Source organism: Streptomyces sp. B21-105, from assembly GCF_036898465.1.
In the GTDB taxonomy this organism is placed as follows: Bacteria; Actinomycetota; Actinomycetes; order Streptomycetales; family Streptomycetaceae; genus Streptomyces.
Genome location: NZ_JARUMJ010000001.1, coordinates 5,406,142 through 5,433,128, shown reverse-complemented (window position 1 = coordinate 5,433,128; position 26,987 = coordinate 5,406,142). Strand labels below are relative to the sequence as shown.

Here is a 26,987-nt window from a genome sequence, read left to right as displayed (position 1 = left end):
AGATGAGAGGTACTGCGACTTGCTCAGATGGCGCTCAGGGGGCCCGGGTTCCGGCCGCGCCGCCCAGATCGCCGTCCCACCGGCGATAGAGCCCGTGCGCGACCCCCGCCGCGTCGAGTACGCGCCCGGCGACGAAGTCGACCAGGTCCTGGATGTGGGTGGCCCCCGCGTAGAAGGCGGGTGAGGCGGGCACGACGCTCGCGCCGGCGTCGTCCAGCGCGACCAGCTGCCGCAGCGTCTGCCCGTTCAGCGGGGTCTCGCGCACGGCCACGACGAGGGGCCGCCGCTCCTTGAGCGTGACGCTCGCGGCCCGCTGGAGCAGGTCCTTCGACAGGCCGAGGGCGACGCCGGCGACGCAGGCCGTCGACGCGGGCACGATCAGCATCCCCTTGACGGGATACGACCCGGAGGACGGTCCGGCGGCGAGATCCCCCGCACTCCAGTGCCGTACCCGGTCGCCGCTGACGTCCACGTCGAACGCGCCCGGCTTGCCGTCGGCCCCGCGCGCGAGCCATTCCCGCAGGTCGTCACGCCAGTGCGCGTCCCGGAAGGAGATCCCGGTCTCGTCGAGCAGGGTGAGCCGCGAGGCCCGGCTGACCACCAGGTCCACGTTCTCGCCCCCGGCGAGCAGCGCACGCAGCACAGCAGCGGCATAGGGCGTACCGGACGCCCCGGACACCCCCACGATCCAAGGCACGCGCTGCGTTTCTCCTGCGTTCACACCTCGAGCGTACCGGTGGGCGCTGAGGTCTTCAGGACCGGACTACACCGTGAGCCCACGCACCATCAGGTCGGCGAGCGCACAGACGAACAAGCTGATGCCGATGAACCCGTTCGTCGAGAAGAACGCCCTGTTCAGGCGGGACAGGTCGTGCGGGCGGACGATGGTGTGCTCGTACACGAACGCGCCCGCGACGATCAGCAGCCCCAGCCAGAAGAACGCGCCCGCGCCGGTCGCCACCGCGTACCAGACGAGCAGCGCGGTCGTCGCGGCGTGACAGACGCGCGCCCCCTTGACCGCCGCCGGGATGCCGAAGCGGGCCGGGACCGACATGACGCCGGTCTCCCGGTCGGTCTCGACGTCCTGGCAGGCGTAGATCAGGTCGAAGCCGCCGATCCAGACGCCGACGGCGAGGCCCAGGATCACCGCGTCCCAGGACCACTCGCCGGTGATCGCCAGCCAGCCGCCGATCGGCCCCATCGCCTGCGCCAGACCCAGGATGGCCTGCGGGAAGTTCGTGAAACGCTTGCCGTAGGGGTAGACGACCATCGGGACGACCGCGATGGGGGCGAGCGCCAGGCAGAGCGGGTTGAGCATGGCCGCCGAGCCGAGGAACACGGCGACGGCGATCAGCGCGCCGGTCCAGGCGTGCTTCACCGACATCGCACCCGTCACCAGCTCGCGCTGCGCCGTGCGCGGGTTACGGGCGTCGATCTCTCGGTCGATGATCCGGTTGACCGCCATGGCGAAGGTGCGCAGGCCCACCATGCACACGGTGACCAGCAGCAGCCTGCCCCAGTGGATGTTGGCGTCCAGCTCGTACATCGCCGTCAGCGCGGCGATGTAGGCGAAGGGCAGCGCGAAGACCGAGTGCTCGATCATCACCAGGCGCAGGAAGGCCTTGGTGCGCCCCGGCTGCTGCGGGAGCGCCGCGGAAGCGGAGGTCACCGAGCCTCCTTCGAGGATGCCCCGGCCTTCTCAGCAGAGTCCTCCAGGCCGGGGAGGAATCGAAGCTCCCGCGTAGCGGGGCACGGGATAGAGCAATCGCCGTCAGGGTGATTGGTCGTCTGCCGGGGCGTTGTCGCACCCGACCTCCAGCCGGTGAACGATCTCGGAGTTGAGGGACCGCCGGTCGCGCTTGGCGACGACGACGAGCCACGCGTGAAGGTCCGCGGGCAGGCGGAGCGTGATGCGCACTTCTTCATGATTCATACCCCAACTGTAGTGGTAGAATGGTGTCATGACGGCACGACAGGAAGGCGCGGAGGGTACGGGGTGCGCCCGGTACACCTACCGGCTCCGCGTGTCGTCGACCGCCCGCGCCAGCTTGTCGGCCGAGTGGGCGCGCTGCCGGTGGGTGTGGAACGAGTGCGTGGCCATGTCCCGCAAGGTCCACGCCGCGAACCGGGATGCCGCCGAGAAGACGACGTGCGGCCCGGCGCAGCTCGACAGGATGCTGACCGAGGCTCGGGGCGTGATGGCCTGGCTGCGTGAGGGCGCGTCGGTGCCGCAGCAGCAGACCATCCGCGACTTCGCCAAGTCCCGTGCCAAGGCGCTCAAGGACATCAAGGCGAAGCTTCCGGTCCGGCAGCGTGCCGGGATGCCCCGCATCAAGCGCAAGCGGGACGCGCTGCCCACGCTGAACTACACCGCCCGTGGCTTCCGGTTGAAGGACGGCCGCCTGCACGTCGCGGGCGGGATCGTGCTGGCGGTGGTGTGGTCCCGCGACCTGCCGTCCGCGCCGTCGAGCGTTCGCGTGTACCAGGACAGCCTCGGCCACTGGTACGCCTCGTTCGTCGTCGCCACCCAGGCGCAGCCGCTCCCGGAGACGGGGCGAGTGCTCGGCGTGGACTGGGGCGTCAAGGAGACCGCCACCACCACATCCGACGCCCACGATCTTCCCCACGCCGGGCACGGCAAGAAGTCGGCGCAGCGCCGCGCCTGCTACCAGCGGATGATGGCCCGCCGCCGCCCCGCCAGGGGACAGGCCGCCTCCAAGGGCTACCGGCAAGCCCGGCCGCAGGCCGCGAAGGTGCACAAGAAGGCGGCCCGGCAGCGGCAGGACACCGCCCGCAAGTGGGCCAAGCGCGTGGTCCTCGACCACGACGCCATCGCCGTCGAGGACTTCCGCCCGAAGTTCCTCGCGAAGACCACCATGGCCCGCAAGGCCGCTGACGCGGCGATCGGCGCCACGAAGACGGCCCTGATCGAGATGGGCCGCAAGCACGGGCGGGACATCCGCCTCGTGCATCCCGCGCACACCACCATGGACCGCGCGTCGTGCGGAGCGAGAACCAAGCACGCACTTCCTCTTTCGGAACGTACCTACACCTGCACCGCGTGCGGAGTCGTATCCCCCAGGGACAAGAACTCCGCACGCGTGATGCTGGTCCGGGCTGGTCTCGACCCGGCTGGTGTTGATCGTGTAAGAGCTGGCGGATCGCTGATCCCCAGCCAACGTGAGCCAGGAATCCCCGTCCTTTAGGACGGGGAGGATGTCAAAGCCCGTACTCCTTCCAGCGGCGGTCGACCTTGGCCGCCGTCTCCGGGTCGGACAGGACCATCTCGGGCCAGCCGCCGTCGCGCGTGTACCCCTCCTCGGGCCATTTGCGCGTCGCGTCGATGCCCGCCTTGCCGCCCCAGAACTGCTGGTAGGAGGCGTGGTCGAGATGGTCGACGGGGCCTTCGACGATCGACAGGTCGCGGGCGTAGTCGGTGTTGCCGAGCGCCCGCCAGGCGACCTCGTGCAGGTCGTGGACGTCGCAGTCGGCGTCGACGACCACGATCAGCTTGGTCAGCGACATCATGTGCGCGCCCCAGACCGCGTGCATGACCTTCTGCGCGTGCTTGGGGTACTTCTTGTCGATCGAGACGATCGCGCAGTTGTGGAAGCCGCCGGCCTCGGGCAGGTGGTAGTCCACGATGTCCGGGACGATGATCTTGAGGAGGGGCAGGAAGAAGCGTTCCGTGGCCCGGCCGAGGGGCCCGTCCTCGGTCGGCGGCCGACCGACCACGATCGACTGGAGCAGCGGCCGCTTCCGCATCGTCACGCAGTCGATCTTCAGGGCGGGGAACGGCTCCTGCGGGGTGTAGAAGCCGGTGTGGTCGCCGAAGGGGCCTTCCGGCAGCATCTCGCCGGGTTCCAGCCAGCCCTCGATGACGACCTCCGCCTGCGCCGGCACCTGCAGCGGCACCGTCTTGCAGTCGACCATCTCGATCCGCTTGCCGGCGATGAACCCGGCGAACAGGTACTCGTCGATGTCACCGGGGAGCGGGGCGGTGGAGGCGTACGTCACGGCGGGCGGGCAGCCGAAGGCGATCGCGACGGGCAGCTTCTCGCCCTTGCGGGCGGCGACCTGGTAGTGGTTGCGGCTGTCCTTGTGGATCTGCCAGTGCATGCCGATCGTGCGCTTGTCGTGGCGTTGGAGGCGGTACAGGCCGAGGTTGCGGATGCCGCTCTCGGGGTCCTTGGTGTGGGTGAGGCCCAAATTGAAGAAGGAGCCGCCGTCCTGCGGCCAGGTGAAGAGCGCGGGCAGCGCGTCGAGGTCGACCTCGTCGCCGTACAGGACGACCTCCTGGACGGGCGCGTCCTGCGGCTTCACCTTCTTCGGCGGCACGTGCGTCATCGCGCCGAGCTTCCCGAAGGCCTCGCGCACACCCACGAAGCCCTGCGGCAGCTCGGGGCGCAGCAGCCCGCCGATCTTGTCGCTGATCTCCGCGTACGACTTCAGCCCGAGGGCCTTCAGCAGCCGCCGGTCGGTGCCGAACACGTTCATCGCGAGGGGCATGCTGGAGCCCTTCACGTTCTCGAAGAGCAACGCGGGGCCGCCGGACTTCTGGACCCGGTCGACGATCTCCCCGACCTCCAGATACGGATCGACCTCGGCCTTGACGCGCTTGAGGTCGCCTTCGCGTTCCAGTGCCCTGAGCAGGGAACGAAGATCGTCATAAGCCATGTGTCCCAGTATCGGCCACCCGCTACCCTGACCCCGTCACCGGGGCCGCCCGCGCCCTGCCGCCGTCTTCCGGGAGAACCCGCCACCATGCTCAGGTATCTGCCGTTCCTGCTGGTCCTGGCGCTGTGGATCTACGCCTTCATCGACTGCCTGAACACCCCCGAGGAGGAGGTGCGCGGGCTGCCCAAGGTGGTCTGGGTCATCATCATCCTGCTCTTCGGCGAGGTGCTCGTGGGCCCGATCGCCTGGCTGGTCGCCGGAAAGACGCGGCACGCGCCGGCGGGCGGCTCCACGCCGTCGCAGTGGCACCGCAACCACCGCACGGAGTTCGTCGCGCCGGACGACAACCCCGAGTTCCTCAAGTCCCTGAAGGACGAGAACAAGAAGGACGAGAAGCTCCTCAAGGACTGGGAAGCCGACCTGCGCCGCCGTGAGGACGAACTCAAGCGCCGCGAAACAGGCGAGGACCCCACGGAAGGCTGAGCCGGACAGCCTCGCTCAGTCCGCGGTCCCGGCGGCCCCGTGCGGCTTGCCCGAGGCACTGACCGGACCGGTCAGATCAGGCAGGCCGCCCTCCGCCAGCCAGCCCAGGAAGGACGCCCGCTTCCTGCGGTTGACCGCATCCTCCAGAGCGGCGTTGACCGTCGCGACCTTGGTCGTCGTCCCGAAGATCTCGGCCGCCTCGGCGAGCATTTCGTCGTCCACGTCGATGACTGTTCGCGCCATGCGTCCTCCCCGGTTCAGCCAGCTTCCACCTCGCCACGACATCGAATAAGCCGGAAGTCGACATCAGGAGCGAACCGGCTCGACGAACGCGGCCCAGGGCTCCGCGCGGCACCCCGGGACACCGGGCACGCCCGCTACCGCCCTGCCGTCGTCGACTACGCGATGTCCGGGCTCCAGGCGCCGGTGTCGTGAGTGTCCGGGCGGTCGCGGTTGACGTGCTGGAGCGACAGCATGATCAGGGCGGTGACGCCGCCCCGGTCGGAGGGACGTAGCTGGACCCGGAAACCGTACAGTTCGCAGATGCGACGCACCACGAAGAGGCCCATGCGCTCGGAGGTCCCGGCGTCCGGAGCTGCCCGCAGGTCGGCAAGCCGCGCGTTGACGTCGCCAAAGTCCTCGAGAGTCAGGCCGCATCCCTGGTCGTGGATCTCCAGCAGGACACGGCCGTCGGGCAGCAGGTAGCCGGTGACACGGACCTCGGTCTTCGGCGAGGAGAACGTGGCGGCGTTCTCCAGCAACTCGGCCAACAGGTGGACAAGGCCGCTCGCGGCGACGCCGCGGATCTCGACTTCCGGAAGACCGGACAGATCGAAGCGCTCGTACTGTTCCACCTCGAAGGAGGCGGCGCGGAACACGTCGGCAAGGCGGACGCCCCGGTCCCCGTATCGGTCGGGCACGCCGCCGGCGAGAAGCTGGAGGGTCTCGCTGATGCGCCCCAGACGGGCGGCCAAGTGGTTCAGGCGGAAGAGCCCCTCCAGCTGGCCGGCGTCCGAGTCCGGGCGACGCAGTCGGAAGACCAAATCCAGCTGCGCTTCGATGAAGGCCTTCTGTCGACGGGCCATACCGCCGAAAACCGCGCGGAGCGACGCTTGCTCGGCGGCGATACGAACCGCCTGAAGATGGAGCCGGTCGAATGCCCGGGCGACCTCCCCGATCTCGTCCTTGGTCTGGATGCCGATCGGCTTGACCGTGCTGACGACGTCGGCCGAGTCGGCTGGGGAGATCCCCTCGACCATTGCGGGCAGCCTGACGTCGGCGACCTCGAGTGCCGCGTCCCGCAGCTGGCGCAGTGCTGCCGACCTGGTGACGACCGAGGGCCGGATCCTGGTCACCCTGTTGTTGGCCTCTTCGATGATCTCTCTGGCCTGGGCCTCCGCCTCCAGGCGCAGCCGCTCGGCGTCCCGCTTGGCCCGTTCGAGGTCCACGCGACGCTCTGCGGCGGCACCCTCCGCTTTCGCCACCCGCAGACGTTCCTCGGCGACGCGCCTCTCCAGCCGTTCGCGGTCCGCCGACTCCTCGACGGCGACGAGCTCCGCCTCCAGTTCCCCACAGCGCGCCCTCGCCGCATCGCGTTCCCGGACCGCTTCGGCGAGCGCCGCCTCCAGTTCCGCGATCGTCTCGCGCAGGTGCTCGCCGCGGACTTCGAGATCGGCCTTTTGACGGCGGTACAGGTCCAGCTCTGAGCCGAGCTCCCGCTGCTCCAGCGCGCAGGCGGCTTCGAGCTCCTTCATACGCGTCCTGAGCCCGTCCAGCTGTTCCCTGTGGCGGGACAGGTTCCCTTCGAGGTCGTGGATGCGCAGTTCGGCGTCCTCCTGCCTCAGCACCGCGTCCTCCAGCCTGTCGCTCGCCATCTGCTCTCGGCACCGGGCGGGCTGATCGGCCATCAGGGCCTCGCGGTACCGCTGATACAGATGTGCCTGCAGATCGGCGGTGACCTCCCACCCGTTCCGCTCGCAGGCCGACTTCATGAGGACGTCGAGGAACTGCTTGTCGGGAATGCGGTCACCCTTGAGGTAGCGGGAGACCGAAGGCGCGCTGAAATGATGGCGAGCGGCGAACACACGCAGACTCAGCCGCGTCGCCTTGAAAAGGCCACGCATCGCGAGAACCAGGTCCCGTGTCTCCTGCGAAAGGTCGGGCCGCAAGGACTGGAAGCCCTTGAGGTGCTCCACGTCGCCGAAGGACGGCTCCCCGTCGTCGAACCCCTGCTCCCCCACAGACCGTCCCGCCTCTCCGTGTCCCTGGTCGTCATTGATTCCCACCGCCTGCGCCCCTTCCACCTCCAGGGTCAGTCGATGAGGCTGTTGAAGAACGGCACTGCGAGCCCGAAGCCTGCCGCACCCGTCAGGACGGCCTGTGCGGTGCTCGGCCCGGTCAACCCGGTCAGGACGCCCGCGCCGATGCCACACAGGACCGCGAGCAGGAAGATCAGGGCCGAGCGAGTGGTCAGCAACGTACGGTTCACGACAGCCTCCTTGGATGCCTCGACATGTGCTCAAGCGTGGCGAGGACCAAGGGTGTTGCGGAACGGAAACACCGACTGTTTCCGCAGGTGGAAACAGGAGTCGCGGTAGGGGACAGGTGTTTCCGGCCGGAAACGCGGGCGGAGTTCAGCCGACGGTGATGGAGTCCAGCTTCGCGCGCAGGTAGACGTGCGAGCCGACCTGCGGAATCACTCGCCGATGTCCTCGTTCCACAGGGTCGGGTTCCGCTCGATGAAGTCGCGCATCATCGAGACGCACTCCGCGTCGTCCAGCAGCACGATCTCCACGCCGTGCTCCGCCAGCCAGTCGTGGCCGCCCCGGAAGGTCGTAGCCTCTCCGACGACCACCCGGGAGATGCCGAACTGGCGGACCAGGCCGGAGCAGTACCAGCACGGGGAGAGGGTCGTGACCATCGTCGTGCCGCGGTACGAGCGCTGCCGGCCCGCCGCGCGGAAGGCGGCCGTCTCGGCGTGCACGGAGGGGTCGTCGTCCTGGACGCGGCGGTTGTGGCCGCGGCCGAGGAGCGTGCCGTCCGGGCCGTACAGGGCCGCGCCGACGGGGATGCCGCCCTCGGCGAGTCCGGTCCGCGCCTCGGCGACGGCGGTGGCCAGCCAGGTCCGGGCGGTCGGCCGGTCCAGAAGGTGATGCGTACGCTGATTGCGCTCCATGCGCTCATGCTGCTGCGGCGGACGGCCGGGGGCAACGCCGCCACTCGATCGGCGGCCGGCCACCGCACATCTCCGGCACCGCCGAAGGAACCCCGGACCGCGCGAGCCTCTCTCACAGGCCGAAGGGGGAAAGCCGATGAAGTTCGTGATGAACCGGTACACGCCCGTCGCGGCACTGCTCGTCTGCTGCTGTCTGCCGCTGGCCGCCTGCGGCACGGAACGCCCGGGGACGCAGGCGGCAGGGACGCAGGGGGCAGGGGACCGGTCCGGAGGGGGATCGTCGGAATCGTCCGCGGGGGACGAGACGAGCGACGACGGCGAGGAGACCCTCCCCGACACCACCACCGACGACCAGGGCACCCTCCCCGACACCACCACCGACGACCAGGGCACCGGCCCCGACACCACCACCGACGACCAGGGGACCGGCGCGGACAACACCACCGACGACGGTGGGGGTGTGCCGGCGGAGGGGCCGCATCGCTGGTTCCCGATGCTCCGCGAGTTCCGCGCGTACCTCGCGTCGAGCGTCCCCGAGGCGGACGCCGCCGTTTCCGCGCATGTGACGAGCGTCCAGATCCGCGTGCCCGCCGACAGTGCCCGCAGTGTGGCCGTCGTCCACGTCGACTACGGCCTGTGGGAGCAGGCGGGGGCCGACCGCACCGCCAGGGTCTTCGCCCGCTGGCGGCTCTCCGTGTACGGCGATCACGGCCATGTGCAGGTCCTCGGCCCGGCGAAGACCACCGCCGAAGCGAACTGGTGACCCACGGAGCGCGGGTCGGGCCCGCCGGTCCGGCCGCCCCCTCTAGTCCCTCCAGTCTCGCTGGTCCCTCCAGTCCCTCGGGTTTCGCCGGTCCGGCCGCCGTGTGAGGCCACGTTCGTCGCCAGACCGGCACCACGCGATCTGGCGGATATCAACTCCCTCTCCTTACCCTTGCGTCAGGGACCGGCCCTGGGGGAGGTACGGTGCACAGACGGTTGTACGGGCGGGGCGCGCTGTTCGACGTCGATCCGGCCGGCCTCGTACCGCGGCTCGTCGGGATCCGTCCCTACGAGCTGCACGCGGAGAAACTCGAACACCCCGGCGGGCCACCGCTGTTGGTGTTGACGGGCGGCCGGGGACTCGGCAAGAGCGCGGTGCTGGCCGAGCTGTGGGACGCCTACACGGACCACACCCGCCGGGGCGAGGCCCGCAGGCGGACGCCGGTCGCGTCGATCGACTGCGAGGACGAGCAGTTCGCCCGGCCGCCGCACGAGGAGAGCCCCGAGTCGTGGTCACCGGTGTGGCAGGCGCTGCTGGTGGTCGCCGAGCAGCTGACGGAGCCGGTGCGGGCGGCCGGGCAGCTCACGTTCCCGCGGCTGACGGCCGGGCTGGTGGCCGTGCGGGCCAGCGACTGGAGCGGCCGGACCGACTCCGACCGCATCCGGCGCGAACTGGTGCGCATCCTGCTGCTGAACGAGCGGGCCTCGCGCTTCAGCCTGGCCGGGCGGTGGGCGGCGAAGGTGGCGTCGAAGGTGATCGCGGCGGCGAGCGGCGGCGGCCCGTTCGTCGCGGCGACCGTCGAGGCCACCCTGGAGGCGCTGTCCGAGGGGGTCACGCACCGCAGGGAGCAGAAGCCGGCCACCTGGTACCGCTCCTATCCGAACGCGGGCGGCAACGCCAAGCGCGGCCTGCTGCTGCTCGCCGGGAACTTCCGGGCGGGCGGCACCTCGCGCGAGCACGCCGAGCGCTGGCTGGTGCGGGCGCTGCTCGCCGACCTGGCCGAGGCGTACTCGGGGCTCGGCTCGCACCTCACCCGGCTGGGCCGGCCGCTGGTGCTGCTGGACAACGCGGGCGGCGGTCCGGGTCCGGGACTGCTGGACGCCGTCCTGCGGGACCGGGCGGACGGGACCGCCGACCAGGTGGTGTGGGTGGCGACCGTACGCGGCCCCGACCATCCGGCGCTGGGGGACGCCGTGCGCCGCGCGCTGCCGGACGTCGCCCGGGCCACCGACTGGCAGCCGGGCGCTTCGCCGTCCTCGCGGGCGCTGGCGGTACCGCTGCCGCCGCTCTCCCCCGACGACACCCTGCACATGGTGGGCGCGGTGTGCGACGACGTGGAACTGCCGCCCCGGTTTCCGCATGCCACCCACCGGCTGACCGGCGGCAACCCGCTCGGCATCGTGCTGCTGGCGACCGCCGCCCGGCAGCACCCCGAGCAGGCGGCGTCGTTGGGACGCCTGCTCACCGCGAAGGTCAGGCTGGAGGAGGGGCAGGCCGACGAGGGCCGGCCCGTCTACGCCGAGCTGCTGGCCCGGCTGGTCCCCGCCGACCGGCTCGACGAGTTGACGGTCCTCGCGGCGGCCCACGACCACGCCTCCGCCACGTCCCTCGCGCAGGCCCGGCTTCCCGACGACTTCGGCTCGTCGGGCGTACGGTCGCTGCGGATCCGGCTGGCCGAGGAGGGGCTCCCGGTCGACGCCGGGCACTTCGTCGGCGACCCGTTCCTGCGCACCCTGCTGCTGCTCCGGCTGCACCACCGGCAGGCCGACCACACCGGGTGGCGTGAGACGCACGAGACGATGATCGAGCACTACTTCGCGACGGGCCGGGACTCCAGGACCCCGAATCCCGGCGTGGACGCCTTCCGTCTGTACCACCGCCTCGCCCTCGGGGACCCGGCCGGCGCGGTCGCCCACCTGCGTGACACGTTCCCGGTCCTCGCCACCCGCACCTGGCTGCTGACGCTGCGGCTGCTGGGCACCGCGCCCTACTTCCACGCGCACGACACCGAGGGGCGCGACGCGGACGGGGACGAGGACCGGCGCTCGGCGGTCGCGCTGGGCCGCACCGACGCCGGCGAAGAACCGCCCGAGGGCGTCGACCGGGCCCTGCATCTGCGGATACGGCGGCTGCTGCACGCGGTGTGGCAGGCGTCCGACCCGCTGGTCCTGCCGGATCCACGAGTGTGCGAGCGGCTGGAGTTCGAACTGCTCCAGCTGTCCGATCTGCGGCCCGCCGGGGGCGCGCTGCTGTTCGCGACCTCCCGGGCATGGCCCCGCGACGCCCTCGCGGGCCGCCCACTGAGCATCCCTGACGAGGACGGCGACGACGCGGACAGGGGCGGGGACGGGGACGGCGGGAACGGCCGAAGCGACGGAAACGGCCGAAACGGCGACGGCGACAGGCCCGGCAACGGACCGGACGACGGAAACGGCGGAAACGGCGGAAACGGCGGGGACGGCGGGGACGGCGGGGACGGAAACGCCGGAAACGGACACGGCGGCAACAGCGGGGACGGGGAGGCGTGATGGCGGAGGGCGGCGGGGTCAGAAGCCCGCTGGTGCGGTGGCTTCGGGAGATCTGGGAGATCCGTCTCTACCGCTATCTGGCACTGCTGGTCACGGCCGCCGTGGTGGCCGGGCTGGTCTTCGCCGTGCGGGCGGTCACCGCGGAGAACCGCGCGTGCGCGCCGGGAGTGGCCCGTCCGCCCGACAGCGACGAATGCGTGGGTGTGGCCGCGGGCGCATTCGACTTCGGGCACGCCCAACTGCGGGACGCGGTGAAGGCGATCGACCGGGAGAACAGCCGTCTGAAGAAGGGCGGTTACGTCACGGTCGCGCTGATGCTGCCGTACACCGCCACTACCCCCTCGACGCTCAGCGACATCCAGCACGAGCTGCAGGGCGCGTACCTCGCGCAGTGGCAGGCCAACCACACCTCCAACGGGCAGGCCCCGGCGATCCGGCTGGTGCTCGCCAACCCGGGGGCGACCAGCGCCCACTGGGAGACGATGGTCGACCAGCTGGAGCGCATGGCACGGGGCGACGACCGGCTGCGGGCGGTGGCGGGGGTCGGCCAGAGCACCGACGCCAACAAGAAGGCGGTGACGGAGCTGACCCGGCGGGGCATCCCGGTGGTCGGCGCGTCGATCACCGCCGACGACCTCGCCAACGGGCAGAACGGCAAGGACCCGTTCCCCGGGCTGGCCCGGGTGGCCCCCACCAACACAGACGAGGCGCGCGCCCTGGCCTCGTTCGCCAAGGTCGAGGCCGGACGGGCGCTGCTGGTGTACGACAAGCCCGGCGACCCCTACACCCGGACGCTCCAGACGTCGTTCGCCGTTCTGCTGAAGGGCTCTCCCTACGAGCCGCAGCCGTTCACCCCGCCCGCCGACCGCACCCAGGAGGGCACCACCGCGAACACCTTCCGGCAGATCACGCATCTGGTGTGCGACACCACGGCGGGCACGGACACCATCCTGTTCGCCGGCCGGCACACCCAGTTGCGGCAGTTCGTGAACGCTCTGGGCACCCGCGGCTGCCAGGACCGTAAGTTCACCGTGCTGACCGGCGACGAGGGCTCGTACCTGTCCGGCGACAAGAAGCTGGACCGCACCGCCCTCACCCACAACCTGTCCGTCCGCTACACCTCGCTCGCCCACCCGGACGCCTGGGCGAACGCCCCGGCGGGGCTGACGGGCGGCTCCGCGCAGGACGCGAAGGTCCTCACCGACCTGCTCGCCCGGAGCGTCCGTGAGCCGGTCGGCCCGATCGGCGAGGTCGCCCTGGAGGACGGTCAGCTGATCATCGGCTACGACGCGATGACGCTGGCCGTCCACGGCATCCGCGAGGCCACGCCGGACGGCGGGAACGTCCCGACCCTGGCGGACGTCGGCCTCCAGTGGCCCCAGGTCAAGGGCTCGCTGCGAGTGAGCGGGGCGAGCGGCTGGATCTGCCTGGACGTGCACGGCAACCCGTACGACAAGGCGGTGCCGATCGTGGAACTCCACCCCGACGGCGGCTCCCGCTTCGTCCGCATCGCCTGGCCGGAGGGCAAACCCCCGGGAAAGGAGTGCCTGCCGCCGTCCTGAGCCCTGTTCTCCGGGCCGCGCGGCGGGTGTTGCGCGTGACGTGGGTGGCGATGCCTGTCAGTCACGGGCGCAGCGAACCGCCGTCCTCGTCGAGCTTCCCGCGCAGCCGCCAGGCGTCCAGGAAGGTCGGCGAGACGATCTCCTCGGCCGTCGTCCACTCCCAAGCCCGGTGCACTGGCCAAGGTCAGAGGTAGACGGAGCGTGCGCGGGCGTCGAAGAGCTCACCGAAGGCGTCGTGGTCCCCCGCGCGGATGCGTTTCCTCAGACTGCTCGTCGTGCTCGGAATCGTATCCACGCCCCCTTGCCCGTCCGCACGACGAAGGCCGGTTCCGGTGACCCACGTCACAGGAACCGGCCTTCTTTGTACGAGAGTCACACGCCCGCGTACGAGTGCTTGCCGGAGACGAAGATGTTGACGCCGTAGTAGTTGAACAGCCAGCAGCCGAAGGCGATCATCGCCAGGTAGGCGGCCTTGCGGCCCTTCCAGCCGGCGGTGGCGCGGGCGTGCAGGTAACAGGCGTAGGCGACCCAGGTGATGAACGACCAGGTCTCCTTGGGGTCCCAGCCCCAGTAGCGGCCCCACGCGTCGCCCGCCCAGATCGCGCCCGCGATGATCGTGAACGTCCAGAGCGGGAAGACGGCCGCGTTCACGCGGTAGGCGAACTTGTCGAGAGACGCGGAGGCGGGAAGCCGGTCCAGGACCGAGTTGGCGAACCTGCCCGGCGTGCCGCCGTTGGCGAGCTTGTTCTCGTAGGAGTCCTTGAACAGGTACAGGATCGTGGCGACCGCGCCGACGTAGAACACCGCGCCGCAGAAGATCGCGGTGGAGACGTGGATGTACAGCCAGTACGAGTGCAGCGCCGGGACCAGCTGGTCGCTCGCCGTGTAGAGGACGGTGACCGCCAGGCCGAGGTCCAGCAGCACCGTGGTGATCAGGAACAGGCCGAGCCAGCGCACGTTCTTCTTCAGCGCGAGCAGGCCGAGGTACACGCCGACGGCCACCGTGGAAAAGGTGATGTTGAACTCGTACATGTTGCCCCACGGCGCACGCTGCACCGAGGCCGCACGGGCGATCACGCCGCCCACCTCGACGAGGAAGGCGAGCACGGTGAGGGAGATGGCGATCCGGCCGTACATGTCGCCCTGCTCGTCGCCGCCGTGCGCGCCCGGCCCGTCGGGCACGTCACGCGCGCCGGCCGCGGAGCGCACGACGACCTGCGGCCGCTCCAGGACGGCGGTGGAGCCGCCCTTCGTCACAGTGACGGCCGGCCCCTTCGCCGGCCCCTTCGCCTGCGCGGCCGGCTGGGCGGTGAGCGCGGCGGCGGTCCGGCCGACCTTGCTGCGGCTGCCGAGGAGCCATTCGGCGATGTATGCGAAGAAGGCCAGGGTGTAGACGGCCATCGACGAGTAGATCAGCGTGTTGCTGATGCTCGCGAGGTTTTCGTTGGTGGCGGCGGCCAACTCGGTCGCGGCGGCGAGAGTCACTGCTCAGCCCCTTTTTCGGCGGGTACGACGTGGGGGTCGGTGGGTTCGGGTGAGGCGTCTGAGTCGTCTGGGGCGTCTGAGTCGTCCTCGGGGTCGGAGGCCCCGCGAGCCTGGTCGTACAGGGTTCCGGCGAGAGCGCCGAGTTCCTCGGGCACCTTGGCGGACTCGCTGCGGCCGAGGCCGGCCATCTCGACGACCGTCACCCCGTCCGCGCCCCGCACGGCACGCACCCACACCCGGCGGCGCTGGATGAACAGGGAGGCGGCGAGCCCGAAGATCGCGGTGATCGCGCCGCCCAGCGCCCAGCCGCTGCCCGGCTGCTGGGTGACCTGGAAGTTGGCCCACTGCCGGGTGCTGTCGTAGGTGACCGTGCCGGCCCCGCCGGGAAGGGTCATCGTCTCGCCGGGCTTCAGGTTCGCGCGCAGCTGAGCCTTCTTGGAGTCCTTGAACTCCTTCATGTGGCTCTTGTCGAGCTGGTACACGCTCTGCGGGATGCCCGAGTTGACGCCGAGGTCGCCGTGGTACGGCGTCAGGTTCAGCACCGGGTTGCTCAGCGACGGGAACGTGGAGGCGGTCTCGCTGCCCGGCGTGTACGTCGGCAGGAAGAACGCCGAGATGCCCAGCTGCTCGCTGACACCCCGGGCGTTCCGGTAGCCGTCGAGAACCCTGATCACGCCGGACGAGGTGACGTTGGAGTCGAGCGGCAGCAGCGGGACGGCGTCATGGAAGACGACCTTGCCCTTGCCGTCGCGGACGGTGATCACCGGGGCGTAGCCGTGAGCGGTGAGGTAGACCTTCGAGTCGTCGATCTCCAGCGGGTGGTTGACCTTGACGAGGGTCTTCTGGTCCTTGCCGTACGCGCCGACGCTGTAGGTGAGGGCGGCCTGGTAGGTGCGCGGGGTGCCGGTGTTGGGGCCCGAGGTCTCGTAGGTGCCGGTGAACTTGTCCAGGGTGAAGCTGAACGGGTTCAGGTCGTCGGTGTCGAAGAGGTTGCCGGACTTGAAGTCGTCGTAGGAGATGAGGGTGTTGGAGAAGCCGTTGCCCTCGACGAGCAGCTTGTTGCCCTCGGACTTGAAGAGCTGGCCCCAGGCGAAGGCGATCAGCATCACGATGAGGGCGATATGGAAGGCGAGGTTGCCGGCCTCGCGCAGATAGCCCTTCTCGGCGGCGACGGCGTCCCCGGCCTGGTGGGCGCGGAAGCGGCGCTTGCGCAGCAGCGTCAGCGCGGCCTCGCGCACCTGCTCCGGCTCGGCCTCGGTGCGCCAGGTCGTGTAGGCCGGCAGCCGGGTCAGGGTCCTCGGCGCGCCCGGCGGGCGGCCGCGCAGCTGGCCCACGAACTGCCAGGTGCGGGGCACGATGCAGCCGACGAGGGAGACGAACAGCAGGAGGTAGATCGCGGAGAACCACGCCGAGCTGTAGACGTGGAAGAGGCCGAGCCGGTCGTAGACGCCGGCGAGGCTCTCGTGGGCCCGGCGGAAGTCGTCGACCTTCGTCTCGTCGTTGCCGGACTGCGGGATCAGCGAGCCGGGGATCGCCCCGAGCGCGAGCAGCAGGAGCAGCAGCAGGGCGACCCGCATGGAGGTGAGCTGCCGCCAGAACCAGCGGGCCCAGCCGATGACGCCGAGGGCGGGCATGCTGGCGAGCGAGTCCGCGGGCGCGGTCGACAACTGGGATCCGGCCGCGCCGAGATCCTGTTCCTCGGCGGCGGCCGACGTCTCACCGGGGCCGAGGTCCTGCTTCCCGGAGGGGGGCGGCGTCTCACCGGGGCCGGTGTCGACCGTGCTCTTGCTCATGGATCAGATCCCCACAGTGAAGCCGGCGGACCAGGACTGCATGTCCTGCACGATGCGGTCCCACGCACCGGTCAGCAGCAGCAGACCGGTCACGATCATCATCGTGCCGCCGATCCGCATCACCCAGACGTAGTGCCGCTTGACCCAGCCGAAGGCCCCGAGCGCCTTGCGGAAGGCGACCGCGGCGAGCACGAACGGCACACCGAGGCCGAGGCAGTAGGCGACGGTCAGTATGGCACCGCGGCCCGCGCTGCCCTGCTGGGAGGAGAGGGCGATGACGGAGGCGAGGGTCGGGCCGATGCAGGGGGTCCACCCGATGCCGAACAGCGCGCCGAGGAAGGGAGCGCCGACGAGCCCGGCGGCGGGCCTGCGGTGGAAGCGGAACTCCCGCTGTGTCATCCAGGGCATCAGGCCCATGAAGAAGACGCCCATGAGGATCATGAGGACGCCCAGCACCTTGGACAGGACGCCCTGGTTCTCCTGGAGCGTCTGGCCGAAGTACCCGAACAGGGCCCCGCCGGAGACGAACACGGCGGTGAAGCCGAGGACGAACAGCGAGGCGCCGGCGACCATCCGTCCGCGCCGGGCCTCGGCGAGGTCGGTGCCGGTCACGCCGGTGACGTAGGAGAGATAGCCGGGGACGAGCGGCAGGACGCACGGCGAGAAGAAGGAGACGAGTCCGCCGAACAGGGCGAGCGGCAGAGCGAGCAGCAGCGCGCCGCTCATCACCGTCTGGTTCGGGTCGGTGGCGGCGGCGAACGTGGTGAGCGCGCTCACGTCACTTCTCCGCGAGGATCGGGGCGATCATCTTGCGCAGTTTCTCCTCGCTGAGCGCGGCCAGCGAGCGGGCGGCGATCTTCCCTTCCCGGTCGACGACGAGCGTGGAGGGGATCGCCTGCGGGCTGAGCGTGCCCTTGCGGAAGCGGAGGATCAGCTTGCTGCTGGGGTCGTACAGGCTGGGGTAGGTGACGCCGAACTGCTCCTCGAAGGCGAGGGCGCTGCGCACCTGGGGGTCGGCGACGTTGATGCCGACGAACTGGACGCCCTTGCCCTGGAGGTCCTTGGAGACCTTCTCGAAGTTGGGCGCCTCGGCGCGGCACGGGGCACACCAGGAGCCCCACACGTTCAGGACGACGATCTTGCCCTTGAAGGACGCGATGTCCAGTTGCTTGCCCGCGACGGTCTCGCCGGAGAGGTCGGGGACCTGCGCCCGCTCACCCTTCTCGGCGGTGGAGATGCCGTCCTTGCCCAGGACGAAGTTGGTGCCGCCGCCCCCGCCCGACGTGCCGCCGGAGCCGCAGGCGGACAGCAGCAACGCTGCGACGACGGCACCCGCGCCGAGGACTGCGGGGCGGCGCGGACGGATCCAGGCGGCACTCATGTGAAAAGTTTCGCATGGCCGTTCTGGGGATCTTGCGCACCCCCCTTTGTGGGGAGAGAACCGCATTTCAGGCGGCAGACGCGGAGCCCGTCGGCGACTTCGGAGCCGTCGGCGACTTCGGCGTCTTCGGGGTCGCGGCCAGGAACGTCTTCCAGCCACCGGCCGGCTGCTGTCCGACCTCGAGGGTGCGCAGCTTCTCGAGCACCTCGGGCTTTTGGACGTCGATCCAGTCCACGAACTGCCGGAAGGAGACGATGCGCACGTCCGCGCCCTTCTCCTTCTCGCGCGCGATGTGCTTGAAGGCCTCCTCGACGGCGTCCATGTAGATGCCGCCGTTCCACTGCTCGAAGTGATTGCCGACGAAGAAGGGTGCCCGGTTCGTCTCGAATGCCCGCTTGAATCCCTGGATGTACGCCTGGGCGGACTGCTGCCGCCAGCCGGGGTAGTTGTGGGCGGGCGCCTTGGTCGAGTTGATCGACTGGTTGGCGAGCATGTTGTAGTCCATCGAGAGGACCTCGAAGCGGCGTCCCGGAAACGGTATCTGCTGCAACGGCAGGTCCCAGATGCCGTCCTTCTTCCTCGGCCACACCTGGCGGCCGCCCGGCGAGGAGGCGTCGTAGCGCCAGCCGAGGGCGCGGGCGGTGGGCAGCAGGTTGTCCTGGCCGAGCAGACAGGGCGTGCGGCCGCCGACGAGTTCCTTGTCGTAGTCGAAGGGCAGCGCGGGCAGGTCGGTCCAGCCGGTGTTGGTCCGCCACTCCATCACGAACTTCTTCGCCTGGTCGATCTCGCTGCGCCACTGCGCCGGCGTCCACTTGCCGACCGAGCCGCGGCCCTCGCCGCAGAAGTGACCGTTGAAGTGGGTGCCTATCTCGTGCCCCTCGAGCCAGGCGCGGCGCACTCCCGCGAGCGTCATCTTGACGTGCTCGTCGGTGAGATAGCCGATGTCGGAGGCCCCGCGGGGGTTGTTCGGCGGGTCGTAGAGCCGCTTCTTGGACTCGGGCAGCAGATACAGCCCGGAGAGGAAGAAGGTCATGCTCGCGCCGTGCGCCTTGGCAAGGTCGAGGAAACGGTTGAAGAGTCCGTTTCCGACCTCGCCCGCGCCGTCCCAGGAGAAGACGACGAACTGCGGCGGCTCCTCGCCGGGCTGGAGCGGCACCGGCCCCGCCGGCTGGTGGGGCTGCTTGCCGGTGAAGGAGGTGGAACCGTCGCCGAGGGGGCGGGTGGTGGACTTCGGACGGGGGCTGCCGGAGCCGCCGTCCTTGGCGCCCTTCTTCCCGGAACCGGAACCACCGGAGGAGGGTTCGTCCGAACTGGTGAGGCTGCCGCAGCCGGCGAGTCCGGCCGCGGCAGCGGCTCCGGCCCCGAGTCCGAGTGCTCCCCTTCGGGTGATCGTGCGCATGGCGTCCTCGTTCATCAGATCCTCAGGTGGTCACCCATTCAGAGGACATGATGAACGACAGGGTTCCGCCGATAGTTCCGGATTCGGTAACAGAAGGGGGATTTCAGCCAGGCGACCGGACCGTCCGGGCGGAAGTACCCGACCGGACAGGCCTCTCACCAACCGCAATCACCCGTAATCCCCCACAACACCCCGTCATCACCCGTTACGCACCGAAGGCCTTGCCCTGACCCGTGCCCGCACCCTTGCCCTGCACCGGCTTGGCTCCGGCGCGCAGGTGCGCCGGCACCAGGTCGAGGGCGGGTTCGGTGTACCCGACCGACATGATCCGGTCGCCCTGGTACGTGAACGTCGTCAGTGAAGCGAGCGTGCACTGCCGCTTGCGCGGGTCGTGCCACAGCCGCCGCCGCTCGACGTAGGACCGCACGATCCAGATCGGCAGCTGATGGCTGACCAGCACGGCCTCGTGCCCGCGGGCCGCGTCCTTCGCCGCGTCCAGCGCGCCCATCATCCGCACGACCTGGTCGACGTAGGGCTCGCCCCAGGACGGCTTGAACGGGTTGACGAGGTGCTTCCAGTTCTCCGGCCGGCGCAGCGCCCCGTCCCCCACCCCGAACGTCTTGCCCTGGAAGACGTTCTCGGCCTCCAGGAGCCGCGCGTCGGTGGCCAGGTCGAGCCCGTGCGCCTTCGCGATGGGGGTCGCCGTCTCCTGCGCCCGCTCCAGCGGCGAGGCGACGACGTGCGTGACGTCGCGGGAGGCGAGGTGCTCGGCGACCCGGTCGGCCATCTGCCGGCCCAGCTCGGAGAGGTGGTAGCCGTCGAGACGGCCGTAGAGCACGCCGTCGGGGTTGTGCACCTCGCCGTGCCGCATGACGTGGACGACGGTGATGTCCTGAGCGGCGCCGTTCTTCTCGAAATTCTCGAAATTCCCCAAGGTGCTCATTCCGCCGTGGCCTCCGCAGCCGCTCGGGCCGCCGCCGGGAGGGCGTCGGCGATTCTCTGGACGGCCGTGTCGTCGTGGGCCGTGGACACGAACCAGGACTCGAAGGACGACGGCGGCAGGTAGACGCCGTTCGCCAGCAGCGAGTGGAAGAAGGCGGTGAAGCGGAACGACTCCTGCGCCTTGGCGTCGTCGTAGTCGCGGACGGGACGGTCCGTGAAGAAGACGGAGAACATGTTGGATGCGCTCTGCAGCGTGTGCGCGACGCCTTCCTTGGTCAGCGCCTCCGACACCAGCGACTGGATCTGCGTGGAGACCTCGTTCACCTTGGCGTACGCGGCGTCGTCGAGGAGCCGCAGCTGGGCCAGACCGGCCGCGGTGGCGACCGGGTTCCCGGAGAGCGTGCCGGCCTGGTAGACGGGCCCGGCGGGCGCGAGGTGCGCCATGACGTCGGCCCGCCCGCCGAACGCCGCGGCCGGGAAGCCGCCGCCCATGACCTTGCCGAAGGTCATCAGGTCGGGCGTGACCCCGTCGATCCCGAACCACCCGGAGCGGCTGGTGCGGAAGCCCGTCATCACCTCGTCGGAGACGAACAGCGCGCCGTTGGCCCGGCAGGCGTCCTTGAGCCCCTGGTTGAACCCGGGCAGCGGCGGGACGACGCCCATATTGCCCGGCGAGGCCTCGGTGATCACGCAGGCGATCTCACCGGGATGCCGGTGGAAGGCCTCCTGCACGGCTTCCAGGTCGTTGTACGGCAGGACGATCGTGTCGCCGGCCTGCGCGCCGGTGACGCCCGGGGTGTCGGGCAGGGCGAAGGTGGCGACCCCGCTGCCCGCCGCCGCGAGGAGCGAGTCGACGTGCCCGTGGTAGCAGCCGGCGAACTTGATCACCTTGGTGCGGCGGGTGAAGCCGCGGGCGAGCCGGATGGCCGACATGGTGGCCTCGGTGCCGCTGGACACCAGGCGCACCTGGTCGACGGGCGCGACCCGCGCCACGATCTCCTCGGCGAGCGCGACCTCGCCCTCACCGGGCGTGCCGAAGGAGGTGCCGCGGGTGACGGCCTCCTGCACGGCGGCGATCACCTCGGGGTGCGAGTGCCCGAGGATCATGGGTCCCCAGGAGCAGACCAGGTCGACGTACTCCCGCCCGTCGGCGTCCGTCAGATACGGGCCGGCGCCGGACACCATGAACCTCGGTGTGCCGCCCACGGCGCGGAACGCGCGCACCGGCGAGTTCACGCCGCCCGGCGTGACGACGGACGCACGGTCGAACAGCGCCTGCGAGACGGGCGCATCGTATGAATAGGGCAGTTCGCTCATGACCTGCGACTTCTCCGACCTTCTCCGACTTGCTGGACTCCGGTTGCCAGTGACCTCCCAGGGTAGGCCAGCGGGGGCCGGGGCCCACGGGGCGTGCCGTGACCAGCCGCGACGGCTACGTACCGGTCAGGGCCCGTGCCACGACCGCGGCCCCCTTCCACGGGCCGGCCGTGGCGCACGTGGCTCCGCCGACCCCCTCACCATCTGCGAAACTGAGTCGTAACGGGCCTGACAGACGTAGATCTCACCGACCGTGTGTCGAGGGACTGCGAGTTTCCTGCGGACAGGTGTTTCACCGCACGTTTCGGCGGGCGGCCGTGGGGGAGGTCACTGACACGATGATCGGGTTGCGCGGCGGCGCCGGCGCGTCCTAGAAAAGCAGTCGGGTGGAGATATGCATCGCGGTGGCGGACTGGGCGAGGGGACTGACGACCTGGGTCCTCGACGTGCCCGGCGGGGCAGGCACCGGCGCAACGTGGAGGAAAGCGGCGAAGCGCGACAGACGCAGGCACAAGGCGCGCCGAGCGAGTCCGAGCGGGTCGACCGACGGGTCGGCCAGGTCGATCGTCTCGAGGCGGGAAGCAGGAATGGTGGTCGAGTGGGGGTGACGTACAAGTACTTCGGCGCGCCGGACGGCGCCACGGCGGCCCGCGTCCCGATCTCGATGCGCCCCGAAGAGCTCGGCGGCGACGAGCTCGGCATGAACGGCATGTTCACCAAGATCAAGCCGGAGACGATGGCCGCGATGGTCCTGACCGGCATCGAAGGCGTCCCCCTGCACAAGGTGCCCCCGCTGGAACTGGTCGTCCTCCACCCGGACTACGCCGTCGTGAAACTCCCCATGACCGTCGTCGACCCGCTGCGGGACATCGGCGAGGAAGCGGTCGGCGCGGCCGCCTTCATCTGGTCGACGGTCCCCGACCGCGGCGGCCCCCGCGACGCCTACAACGTGTACCAACTCCTGCACGAATGGCAGGACTTCAGCCACCGTCTGCACGAGGCAGGCCACCAGCCCTACTGCCTCGTCTGGCCGTGACCCACCGTCTCGTGTAACCCGGGCGAGGCCTTGGGGGCCTCGCCGGCTGTCTCAGGAAGGCAGCGCCCATCGGGGCCGGCTCGTGGAGATCCGCGAAAACCTGCTCGACCGGATCGCCGAAGCCGAGCGTGAAGGCCGGCTCGGCGAGCGCGAGGGGCTCCGTGTCAGCCTCGCCGGCGCCAAAGCCAAGATCGGCCGGATCGACCCGGCGGCATCGGGCGGGCCCGTTCTGCTGGGGCTGCCGACACCGAGAGCGAACCGGACGACCAGAACCTGTGGCGGGCGGTCTACACGACCCAGAAGGGCTGGAGCCCGGCGGTGGCCTTCGCCGACCACCTGAGTGTCTCCGCCTCGACCCTGGCGGAGATGGGCGGAGATGGACGGCACGCTCTACTGGGTACACCGCGGCGGGACGCCAGGGGGCGGAAAGTAGGAGTGCCTGCCGGTCGACTCCCCGTCGCCGCTGAAGCGATGGGCTTGCACAGGGCTCTGCGCCCACGGGTGAGGGCGGTGAGCCCCGTCGCAGGGAGTCAGGACTGCGCGTTCGAGCAGCAATCAGCCACCAGCCCTACTGCCTCGTCCGGCTGTGCGGCGGCTTCCGGCGCCGACGGGATTGTCCTCTTGGGGCAACTCGCCATTGTGGTCGGCGTGTTCAGGCGCAGGCGGTGGGCCGGGGTGGCGGTGACGGTGGGGCGGGGCGGGGCGTGTCAGGATGACGATCCGACAGTCACTCATGGACGGAGTCCTGCGCCATGTCCTCTGCCCTCGGCGGCGACGGCGGTCCCTCTCTGCGGATCGACACGAGCAAGCCGCACCCCGCCCGGATGTACGACTACTTCCTCGGCGGGAAGGACAACTACGAGGTCGATCAGGCGGCCGCCGAGCAGTTCATCAAGGCGGCGCCCGAGGTCCGGGTGGCCGTGCGGGCCAACCGGAGCTTCCTGCACCGCGCCGTGCGTCATGTCGTCGCGGAGGGCGGCATCCGGCAGATCCTCGACATCGGCACGGGTCTGCCGACCGAGCCCAACGTGCACCAGGTCGCGCGGGCCGTCGCACCCGGGACGCGCGTCGCCTACGTCGACAACGACCCGATCGTCAGCACCCACTCCATGACCCTCGTGGACGACGCCGCCGACACCTCCGTCGTCCTGGCCGACCTGCGCGACCCCCGGGCCGTCCTCGACCACCCGGACGTGCGCCGGGTGATCGACTTCGACCGGCCGGTGGCCCTGCTGCTGGTGGCCGTCCTGCACTTCGTCACCGAGGCGGAGGACCCGGACGCCGTCGTCGCCGAACTCCGTGACGCGCTGCCCGCCGGTTCGTACCTGGTGCTGTCCCACGCGACGGGCGACCTCCACGCGGACGGGCGCAAGGAGGCGGCCGCGATCTACAAGGGCGCGACCGCCACCATGAACCCCCGCAGCCACTCCCGCGTCCTGGACTTCTTCGGGGACTTCACCCTGCTCGACCCGGGCGTGGTCCTGGTCCCGCAGTGGCGTCCCGACGAGCCGCCCGCACCGGACACCCCGCCCATCGGCATGTACGGCGGAGTGGCCCGCAAGGACACCTGACGGGGGCAGGGGCGCGGGCTCAGTGCCAGTGGGGGATCGGGGGGTCGCCCTCCGGTTGCTCGATGTCCTGCTCCGCCCAGATCGTCTTGCCCTTGGTTCCCGGGCGGGCGCCCCAGCGCCGGGACAGCTGGGCGACCAGCAGCAGGCCGCGGCCTCCCTCGTCGTAGGTGCGGGCGCGGCGCATGTGGGGCGCCGTGCCGCCGCCGTCGCTGACCTCGCAGACAAGGGTGCGGTCATGGATGAGCCGCAGATGGACGGGCGGTTCGCCGTGCCGGATGGCGTTGGTGACCAGCTCGCTCACGATCAGCTCGGTGACGAACGCGGCGTCTGCGAGCCCCCAGTCCGCCAGGCGGCCGACCGCTTTCTTGCGGGCGTCGGCGACCGCGGCCGGGTCGGAGTCCACGTCCCAGGTCGCGACGCGGGAGGCGTCCAGCACCCGGGTGCGGGCGAGGAGGAGCGCCACGTCGTCGGTGGGCGTCCGGGGCAGCAGGCTGTCGAGGACCGCGTCGCACATGACGTCCAGGGAGGCCGCCGGAGCGGTCAGCGCGCGGCACAGGCGGGCGGCGCCGACGTCGACGTCGCTGTCGCGGGACCGGGAGGTGATGAGGCCGTCGGTGTAGAGGGCGAGCATGCTGCCCTCGGGCAGTTCCGTCTCGAGCGCCTCGAACGGCAGCCCGCCCAGGCCGAGCGGGGGCCCCGCGGGAAGCGGCAGCAGTTCCACCGTGCCGTCCGGCCGCGCCACGGCGGGCAGCGGATGCCCGGCCCTGGCCAGCGTGCAGCGGCGCGTGACCGGGTCGTACACGGCGTACAGGCAGGTCGCCCCGACGTCGCCCGCGGTCCCCTCGTCGCCGAGCGTGTCGGCCTCGGTGGCCAGCCGGCCGACCAGGTCGTCGAGGTGGGTGAGCAGTTCGCCGGGCGGCAGGTCGATGTCGGCGAGGGTGCGCACGGCCGTGCGCAGCCGTCCCATGGTCGCCGAGGCGTGGATGCCGTGGCCCACGACGTCGCCGACGACGAGCGCGACCCGGGCGCCCGACAGCGGGATGACGTCGAACCAGTCGCCGCCCACCCCGGCGCGCGCGTCGGCCGGCAGATAGCGGGAGGCGATCTCCATCGCGGACTGCTCGGGCAGCCGCTGCGGCAGCAGGCTGCGCTGCAGGGTGACGGCCGTGCGGCGCTCGCGGGTGTAACGCCAGGCGTTGTCGATGCAGACCGCCGCCTTGGCCGCGAGTTCCTCGGCCAGCACCACGTCGTCGTGCTGGAACGGTTCCGGACGCCGGTGCCGGACGAGGACGGCGACGCCCAGCGCGGTACCGCGCGCCGTCAGGGGGACGGCGATCACCGAGTGGAGACCGAAGTCCCGGATGCGGGCCGTGCGCACCGGGTCCCCGGCGACCCAGGCGGCGATGGCGGACTCGGTCACCTGACGGCGCACGGCCCGTCCCGTGCGCAGGCTCTCGGCCGGCGGCGAGCTCTCCGGGTACACGTCGACGTCGCCCGGCTGGAGGACGGCCTCCGGGGCGCCCGGCAGCACCGACCGGTGGGCGACCCGGCGCAGCGGCAGGGGCCCGCCGGTCGTGGTCTCCTCCTGCCCCGCCTCGAACGAGGTCAGCAGGTCGACGCTGAGGAAGTCGGCCAGCCCCGGCACCGCCACGTCCGCCAGCTCCTGTGCCGTCCGGGTCACGTCGAGGGTGCTGCCGATCCGGGTGCTGGCCTCGGCGATCAGCTGGAGGCGCTCACGGGCGCGGTGCTGCTCCGTCATGTCGTGCCCGGTGAGCGCCACGCCGAGGATCCGGCCGTCCTCGTCCTGCACCCGGTAGAGATCGACCGCCCAGGCGTGCTGCCGGCTCTCGCCGGGGGCCCGCGCGACGTCCTCCAGGTGCCGCGGCTCGCCGGTCTCCAGCGTCCGCCGCATCATCCGCTCGACGTCCTGCGCGGACGCCGTGGGCAGGACGTCGGTGATCCGCAGGCCGCACAGATACTCCTCGCCCAGGCCGAGCGCGCGCTGTGCGGCCCGGTTGGACCGGCAGAAGCGCAGGTCCGTGTCGTGCACCGAGGTCGCGCAGCAGGGGGAGTCGACGAAACCCCACCGCGCGAGCGCGTCCTCGTCAGCCTGGGGCCGGGACGGCGATCCGTTCGGCGACCCGGGCACCGCGCAGACCAGCAGCCAGTCGCGGACGCCGTCGTCCCCGATCCGGTGATGTGCGACGACCCTGGCCTCCACGGCACGACCGTCCCGATGCCGCAGGACGAGCACCCCGTGCCACCGCGGCAGGTCCGCGAGGGCGGCCCGGGTGAGCGGAGGCGGGTTGGTGGGGGGCAGGCCGGTGGCGGGCGTGCCTGCGGGGTCCGGGAGGGGCGCGTCTGAGGGGTTCGGGAGCTGCGATCCTGTGGGCGGCGGTGCCCTGGTCGGGCGCGGGTCGGCGGGTGGCGTGGCGATCGGGCGCGGGCCGGGCGGGCGGCGCGGGCCGGCGGAGGGCGCGTCGGCCGGGGATGATTCGTCCGCCGGGGGTCGGGGCCGAGGTGGGGCCGGGGCGTCCGGGGCGGTCGGGGTGCGGGCGAGCAGCGTTGCGGCCGGGCGGCCGACGGCCTCCTCCGGGGCGTAGCCCAGCAGCCGTGCCGCGCCCGTGTTCCAGCCGGTGACAGCGCCCTGTTCGTCGACGGTGACCCGCGCGGTGAGCACCTCGCCGGCGGCGTCCGATGCCTCGCTCATCTCACTCTCCCGCGGAATACGCAATCCGTATCATTCCCCGGCAAATACGCGCTACACGGGATCGCTCGCACTTCCGTGAGAACGCCGGGACCGCGACCGCCCCACCGCCGGTCACACCGTCGCCGGTCACTCCACCGTCTCTCACCCCGTCGCCGGTCACCGTCA

The 26,987-nt window shown here is 70.9% G+C and carries 24 protein-coding genes; 8 read left to right on the top strand and 16 right to left on the bottom strand.

What is annotated here, in order from left to right; all coding sequences use genetic code 11:
- Nucleotides 1-34: 34 nt before the first annotated feature.
- The 3 genes from QA802_RS24505 to QA802_RS24495 all read right to left on the bottom strand — a co-directional run bounded on the left by QA802_RS24505 (nt 35) and on the right by QA802_RS24495 (nt 1,933).
- Entirely contained in the window at nt 35-697 is a 663-nt protein-coding gene (locus QA802_RS24505; protein WP_334526580.1) for a UbiX family flavin prenyltransferase, read from the bottom strand.
- A 66-nt stretch (nt 698-763) separates the two neighbouring features.
- Nucleotides 764-1,669, bottom strand: coding sequence for a menaquinone biosynthesis prenyltransferase MqnP (gene mqnP, locus QA802_RS24500; RefSeq protein WP_334526577.1), 906 nt, complete (start codon nt 1,667-1,669; stop codon nt 764-766).
- 102 nt (nt 1,670-1,771) lie between these two features.
- The gene (locus tag QA802_RS24495) at nt 1,772-1,933 is read right to left on the bottom strand and encodes an Arc family DNA-binding protein (protein ID WP_334526574.1); all 162 of its coding nucleotides are present in this window, start codon (nt 1,931-1,933) and stop codon (nt 1,772-1,774) included.
- 28 nt (nt 1,934-1,961) lie between these two features.
- Between QA802_RS24495 and QA802_RS24490 the strand changes: the two genes are divergently transcribed.
- Nucleotides 1,962-3,206 (top strand): RNA-guided endonuclease InsQ/TnpB family protein, encoded by a 1,245-nt coding sequence (locus tag QA802_RS24490; RefSeq protein ID WP_334526571.1) that lies wholly within the window; start codon nt 1,962-1,964, stop codon nt 3,204-3,206.
- Between the two features lie 13 nt (nt 3,207-3,219).
- On the opposite strand, the gene QA802_RS24485 is transcribed toward QA802_RS24490, so the two are convergent.
- Nucleotides 3,220-4,677, bottom strand: coding sequence for a menaquinone biosynthesis decarboxylase (locus QA802_RS24485; protein ID WP_334526568.1), 1,458 nt, complete (start codon nt 4,675-4,677; stop codon nt 3,220-3,222).
- 87 nt (nt 4,678-4,764) lie between these two features.
- Between QA802_RS24485 and QA802_RS24480 the strand changes: the two genes are divergently transcribed.
- Entirely contained in the window at nt 4,765-5,160 is a 396-nt protein-coding gene (locus tag QA802_RS24480; RefSeq protein ID WP_334526566.1) for a PLD nuclease N-terminal domain-containing protein, read from the top strand.
- Nucleotides 5,161-5,175: 15 nt separating this feature from the next.
- On the opposite strand, the gene QA802_RS24475 is transcribed toward QA802_RS24480, so the two are convergent.
- The 4 genes from QA802_RS24475 to QA802_RS24460 form a co-directional block, all read right to left on the bottom strand.
- Nucleotides 5,176-5,403, bottom strand: coding sequence for a type II toxin-antitoxin system VapB family antitoxin (locus QA802_RS24475; RefSeq protein WP_334526564.1), 228 nt, complete (start codon nt 5,401-5,403; stop codon nt 5,176-5,178).
- 155 nt (nt 5,404-5,558) lie between these two features.
- Nucleotides 5,559-7,445 carry an ATP-binding protein gene (locus QA802_RS24470; RefSeq protein WP_334526561.1) on the bottom strand — a complete coding sequence of 629 codons (1,887 nt, stop codon included), beginning with the start codon at nt 7,443-7,445 and terminating at the stop codon, nt 5,559-5,561.
- A 26-nt stretch (nt 7,446-7,471) separates the two neighbouring features.
- Nucleotides 7,472-7,648 (bottom strand): hypothetical protein, encoded by a 177-nt coding sequence (locus QA802_RS24465; protein ID WP_334526558.1) that lies wholly within the window; start codon nt 7,646-7,648, stop codon nt 7,472-7,474.
- Between the two features lie 207 nt (nt 7,649-7,855).
- On the bottom strand, nt 7,856-8,335 hold the full coding sequence (locus QA802_RS24460) for a nucleoside deaminase (RefSeq protein WP_334526555.1): 480 nt from the start codon (nt 8,333-8,335) through the stop codon (nt 7,856-7,858).
- Between the two features lie 136 nt (nt 8,336-8,471).
- Here QA802_RS24460 and QA802_RS24455 point away from each other — a divergent pair, with 136 nt between their 5' ends.
- The 3 genes from QA802_RS24455 to QA802_RS24445 all read left to right on the top strand — a co-directional run bounded on the left by QA802_RS24455 (nt 8,472) and on the right by QA802_RS24445 (nt 13,188).
- Nucleotides 8,472-9,098 (top strand): hypothetical protein, encoded by a 627-nt coding sequence (locus tag QA802_RS24455; protein WP_334526552.1) that lies wholly within the window; start codon nt 8,472-8,474, stop codon nt 9,096-9,098.
- A gap of 203 nt (nt 9,099-9,301) precedes the next feature.
- Complete coding sequence (locus QA802_RS24450; protein ID WP_334526549.1) at nt 9,302-11,626, top strand: hypothetical protein; 2,325 nt, start codon at nt 9,302-9,304, stop codon at nt 11,624-11,626.
- A complete protein-coding gene (locus tag QA802_RS24445; protein ID WP_334526546.1) occupies nt 11,626-13,188 on the top strand; it encodes an ABC transporter substrate-binding protein in 1,563 nt (520 codons plus the stop codon). Before QA802_RS24450 ends, QA802_RS24445 begins: the two co-directional genes overlap by 1 nt.
- A 372-nt stretch (nt 13,189-13,560) precedes the next feature.
- Here QA802_RS24445 and ccsB read toward each other — a convergent pair whose 3' ends face one another.
- From ccsB to hemL, 7 genes are all read right to left on the bottom strand, one after another.
- Nucleotides 13,561-14,673, bottom strand: a complete 1,113-nt coding sequence (gene ccsB / locus QA802_RS24440) for a c-type cytochrome biogenesis protein CcsB (protein WP_334526543.1) — start codon at nt 14,671-14,673, stop codon at nt 13,561-13,563.
- Nucleotides 14,670-16,466 (bottom strand): cytochrome c biogenesis protein ResB, encoded by a 1,797-nt coding sequence (gene resB / locus QA802_RS24435; RefSeq protein WP_334526539.1) that lies wholly within the window; start codon nt 16,464-16,466, stop codon nt 14,670-14,672. Before resB ends, ccsB begins: the two co-directional genes overlap by 4 nt.
- A 3-nt stretch (nt 16,467-16,469) precedes the next feature.
- On the bottom strand, nt 16,470-17,243 hold the full coding sequence (locus QA802_RS24430; RefSeq protein ID WP_334526536.1) for a cytochrome c biogenesis CcdA family protein: 774 nt from the start codon (nt 17,241-17,243) through the stop codon (nt 16,470-16,472).
- A gap of 1 nt (nt 17,244) precedes the next feature.
- Complete coding sequence (locus QA802_RS24425) at nt 17,245-17,847, bottom strand: TlpA family protein disulfide reductase (RefSeq protein WP_334526533.1); 603 nt, start codon at nt 17,845-17,847, stop codon at nt 17,245-17,247.
- A 67-nt stretch (nt 17,848-17,914) separates the two neighbouring features.
- Nucleotides 17,915-19,246 carry a polysaccharide deacetylase family protein gene (locus QA802_RS24420; protein ID WP_334534858.1) on the bottom strand — a complete coding sequence of 444 codons (1,332 nt, stop codon included), beginning with the start codon at nt 19,244-19,246 and terminating at the stop codon, nt 17,915-17,917.
- Nucleotides 19,247-19,451: 205 nt separating this feature from the next.
- Nucleotides 19,452-20,189, bottom strand: coding sequence for a histidine phosphatase family protein (locus tag QA802_RS24415; RefSeq protein ID WP_319164180.1), 738 nt, complete (start codon nt 20,187-20,189; stop codon nt 19,452-19,454).
- Nucleotides 20,186-21,505 carry a glutamate-1-semialdehyde 2,1-aminomutase gene (hemL, locus tag QA802_RS24410; protein WP_319164179.1) on the bottom strand — a complete coding sequence of 440 codons (1,320 nt, stop codon included), beginning with the start codon at nt 21,503-21,505 and terminating at the stop codon, nt 20,186-20,188. The genes QA802_RS24415 and hemL overlap by 4 nt, the downstream gene beginning before the upstream one ends.
- A gap of 394 nt (nt 21,506-21,899) precedes the next feature.
- Here hemL and QA802_RS24405 point away from each other — a divergent pair, with 394 nt between their 5' ends.
- The 3 genes from QA802_RS24405 (at nt 21,900) to QA802_RS24395 (ending at nt 24,112) form a co-directional block, all read left to right on the top strand.
- Nucleotides 21,900-22,541 carry a hypothetical protein gene (locus QA802_RS24405; protein ID WP_334526523.1) on the top strand — a complete coding sequence of 214 codons (642 nt, stop codon included), beginning with the start codon at nt 21,900-21,902 and terminating at the stop codon, nt 22,539-22,541.
- 82 nt (nt 22,542-22,623) lie between these two features.
- Complete coding sequence (locus QA802_RS24400) at nt 22,624-22,881, top strand: hypothetical protein (protein WP_334526521.1); 258 nt, start codon at nt 22,624-22,626, stop codon at nt 22,879-22,881.
- A gap of 412 nt (nt 22,882-23,293) precedes the next feature.
- Nucleotides 23,294-24,112, top strand: coding sequence for an SAM-dependent methyltransferase (locus QA802_RS24395; RefSeq protein WP_334526518.1), 819 nt, complete (start codon nt 23,294-23,296; stop codon nt 24,110-24,112).
- Nucleotides 24,113-24,131: 19 nt separating this feature from the next.
- On the opposite strand, the gene QA802_RS24390 is transcribed toward QA802_RS24395, so the two are convergent.
- Nucleotides 24,132-26,822, bottom strand: a complete 2,691-nt coding sequence (locus tag QA802_RS24390; RefSeq protein WP_334526515.1) for a SpoIIE family protein phosphatase — start codon at nt 26,820-26,822, stop codon at nt 24,132-24,134.
- Nucleotides 26,823-26,987: the final 165 nt, after the last annotated feature.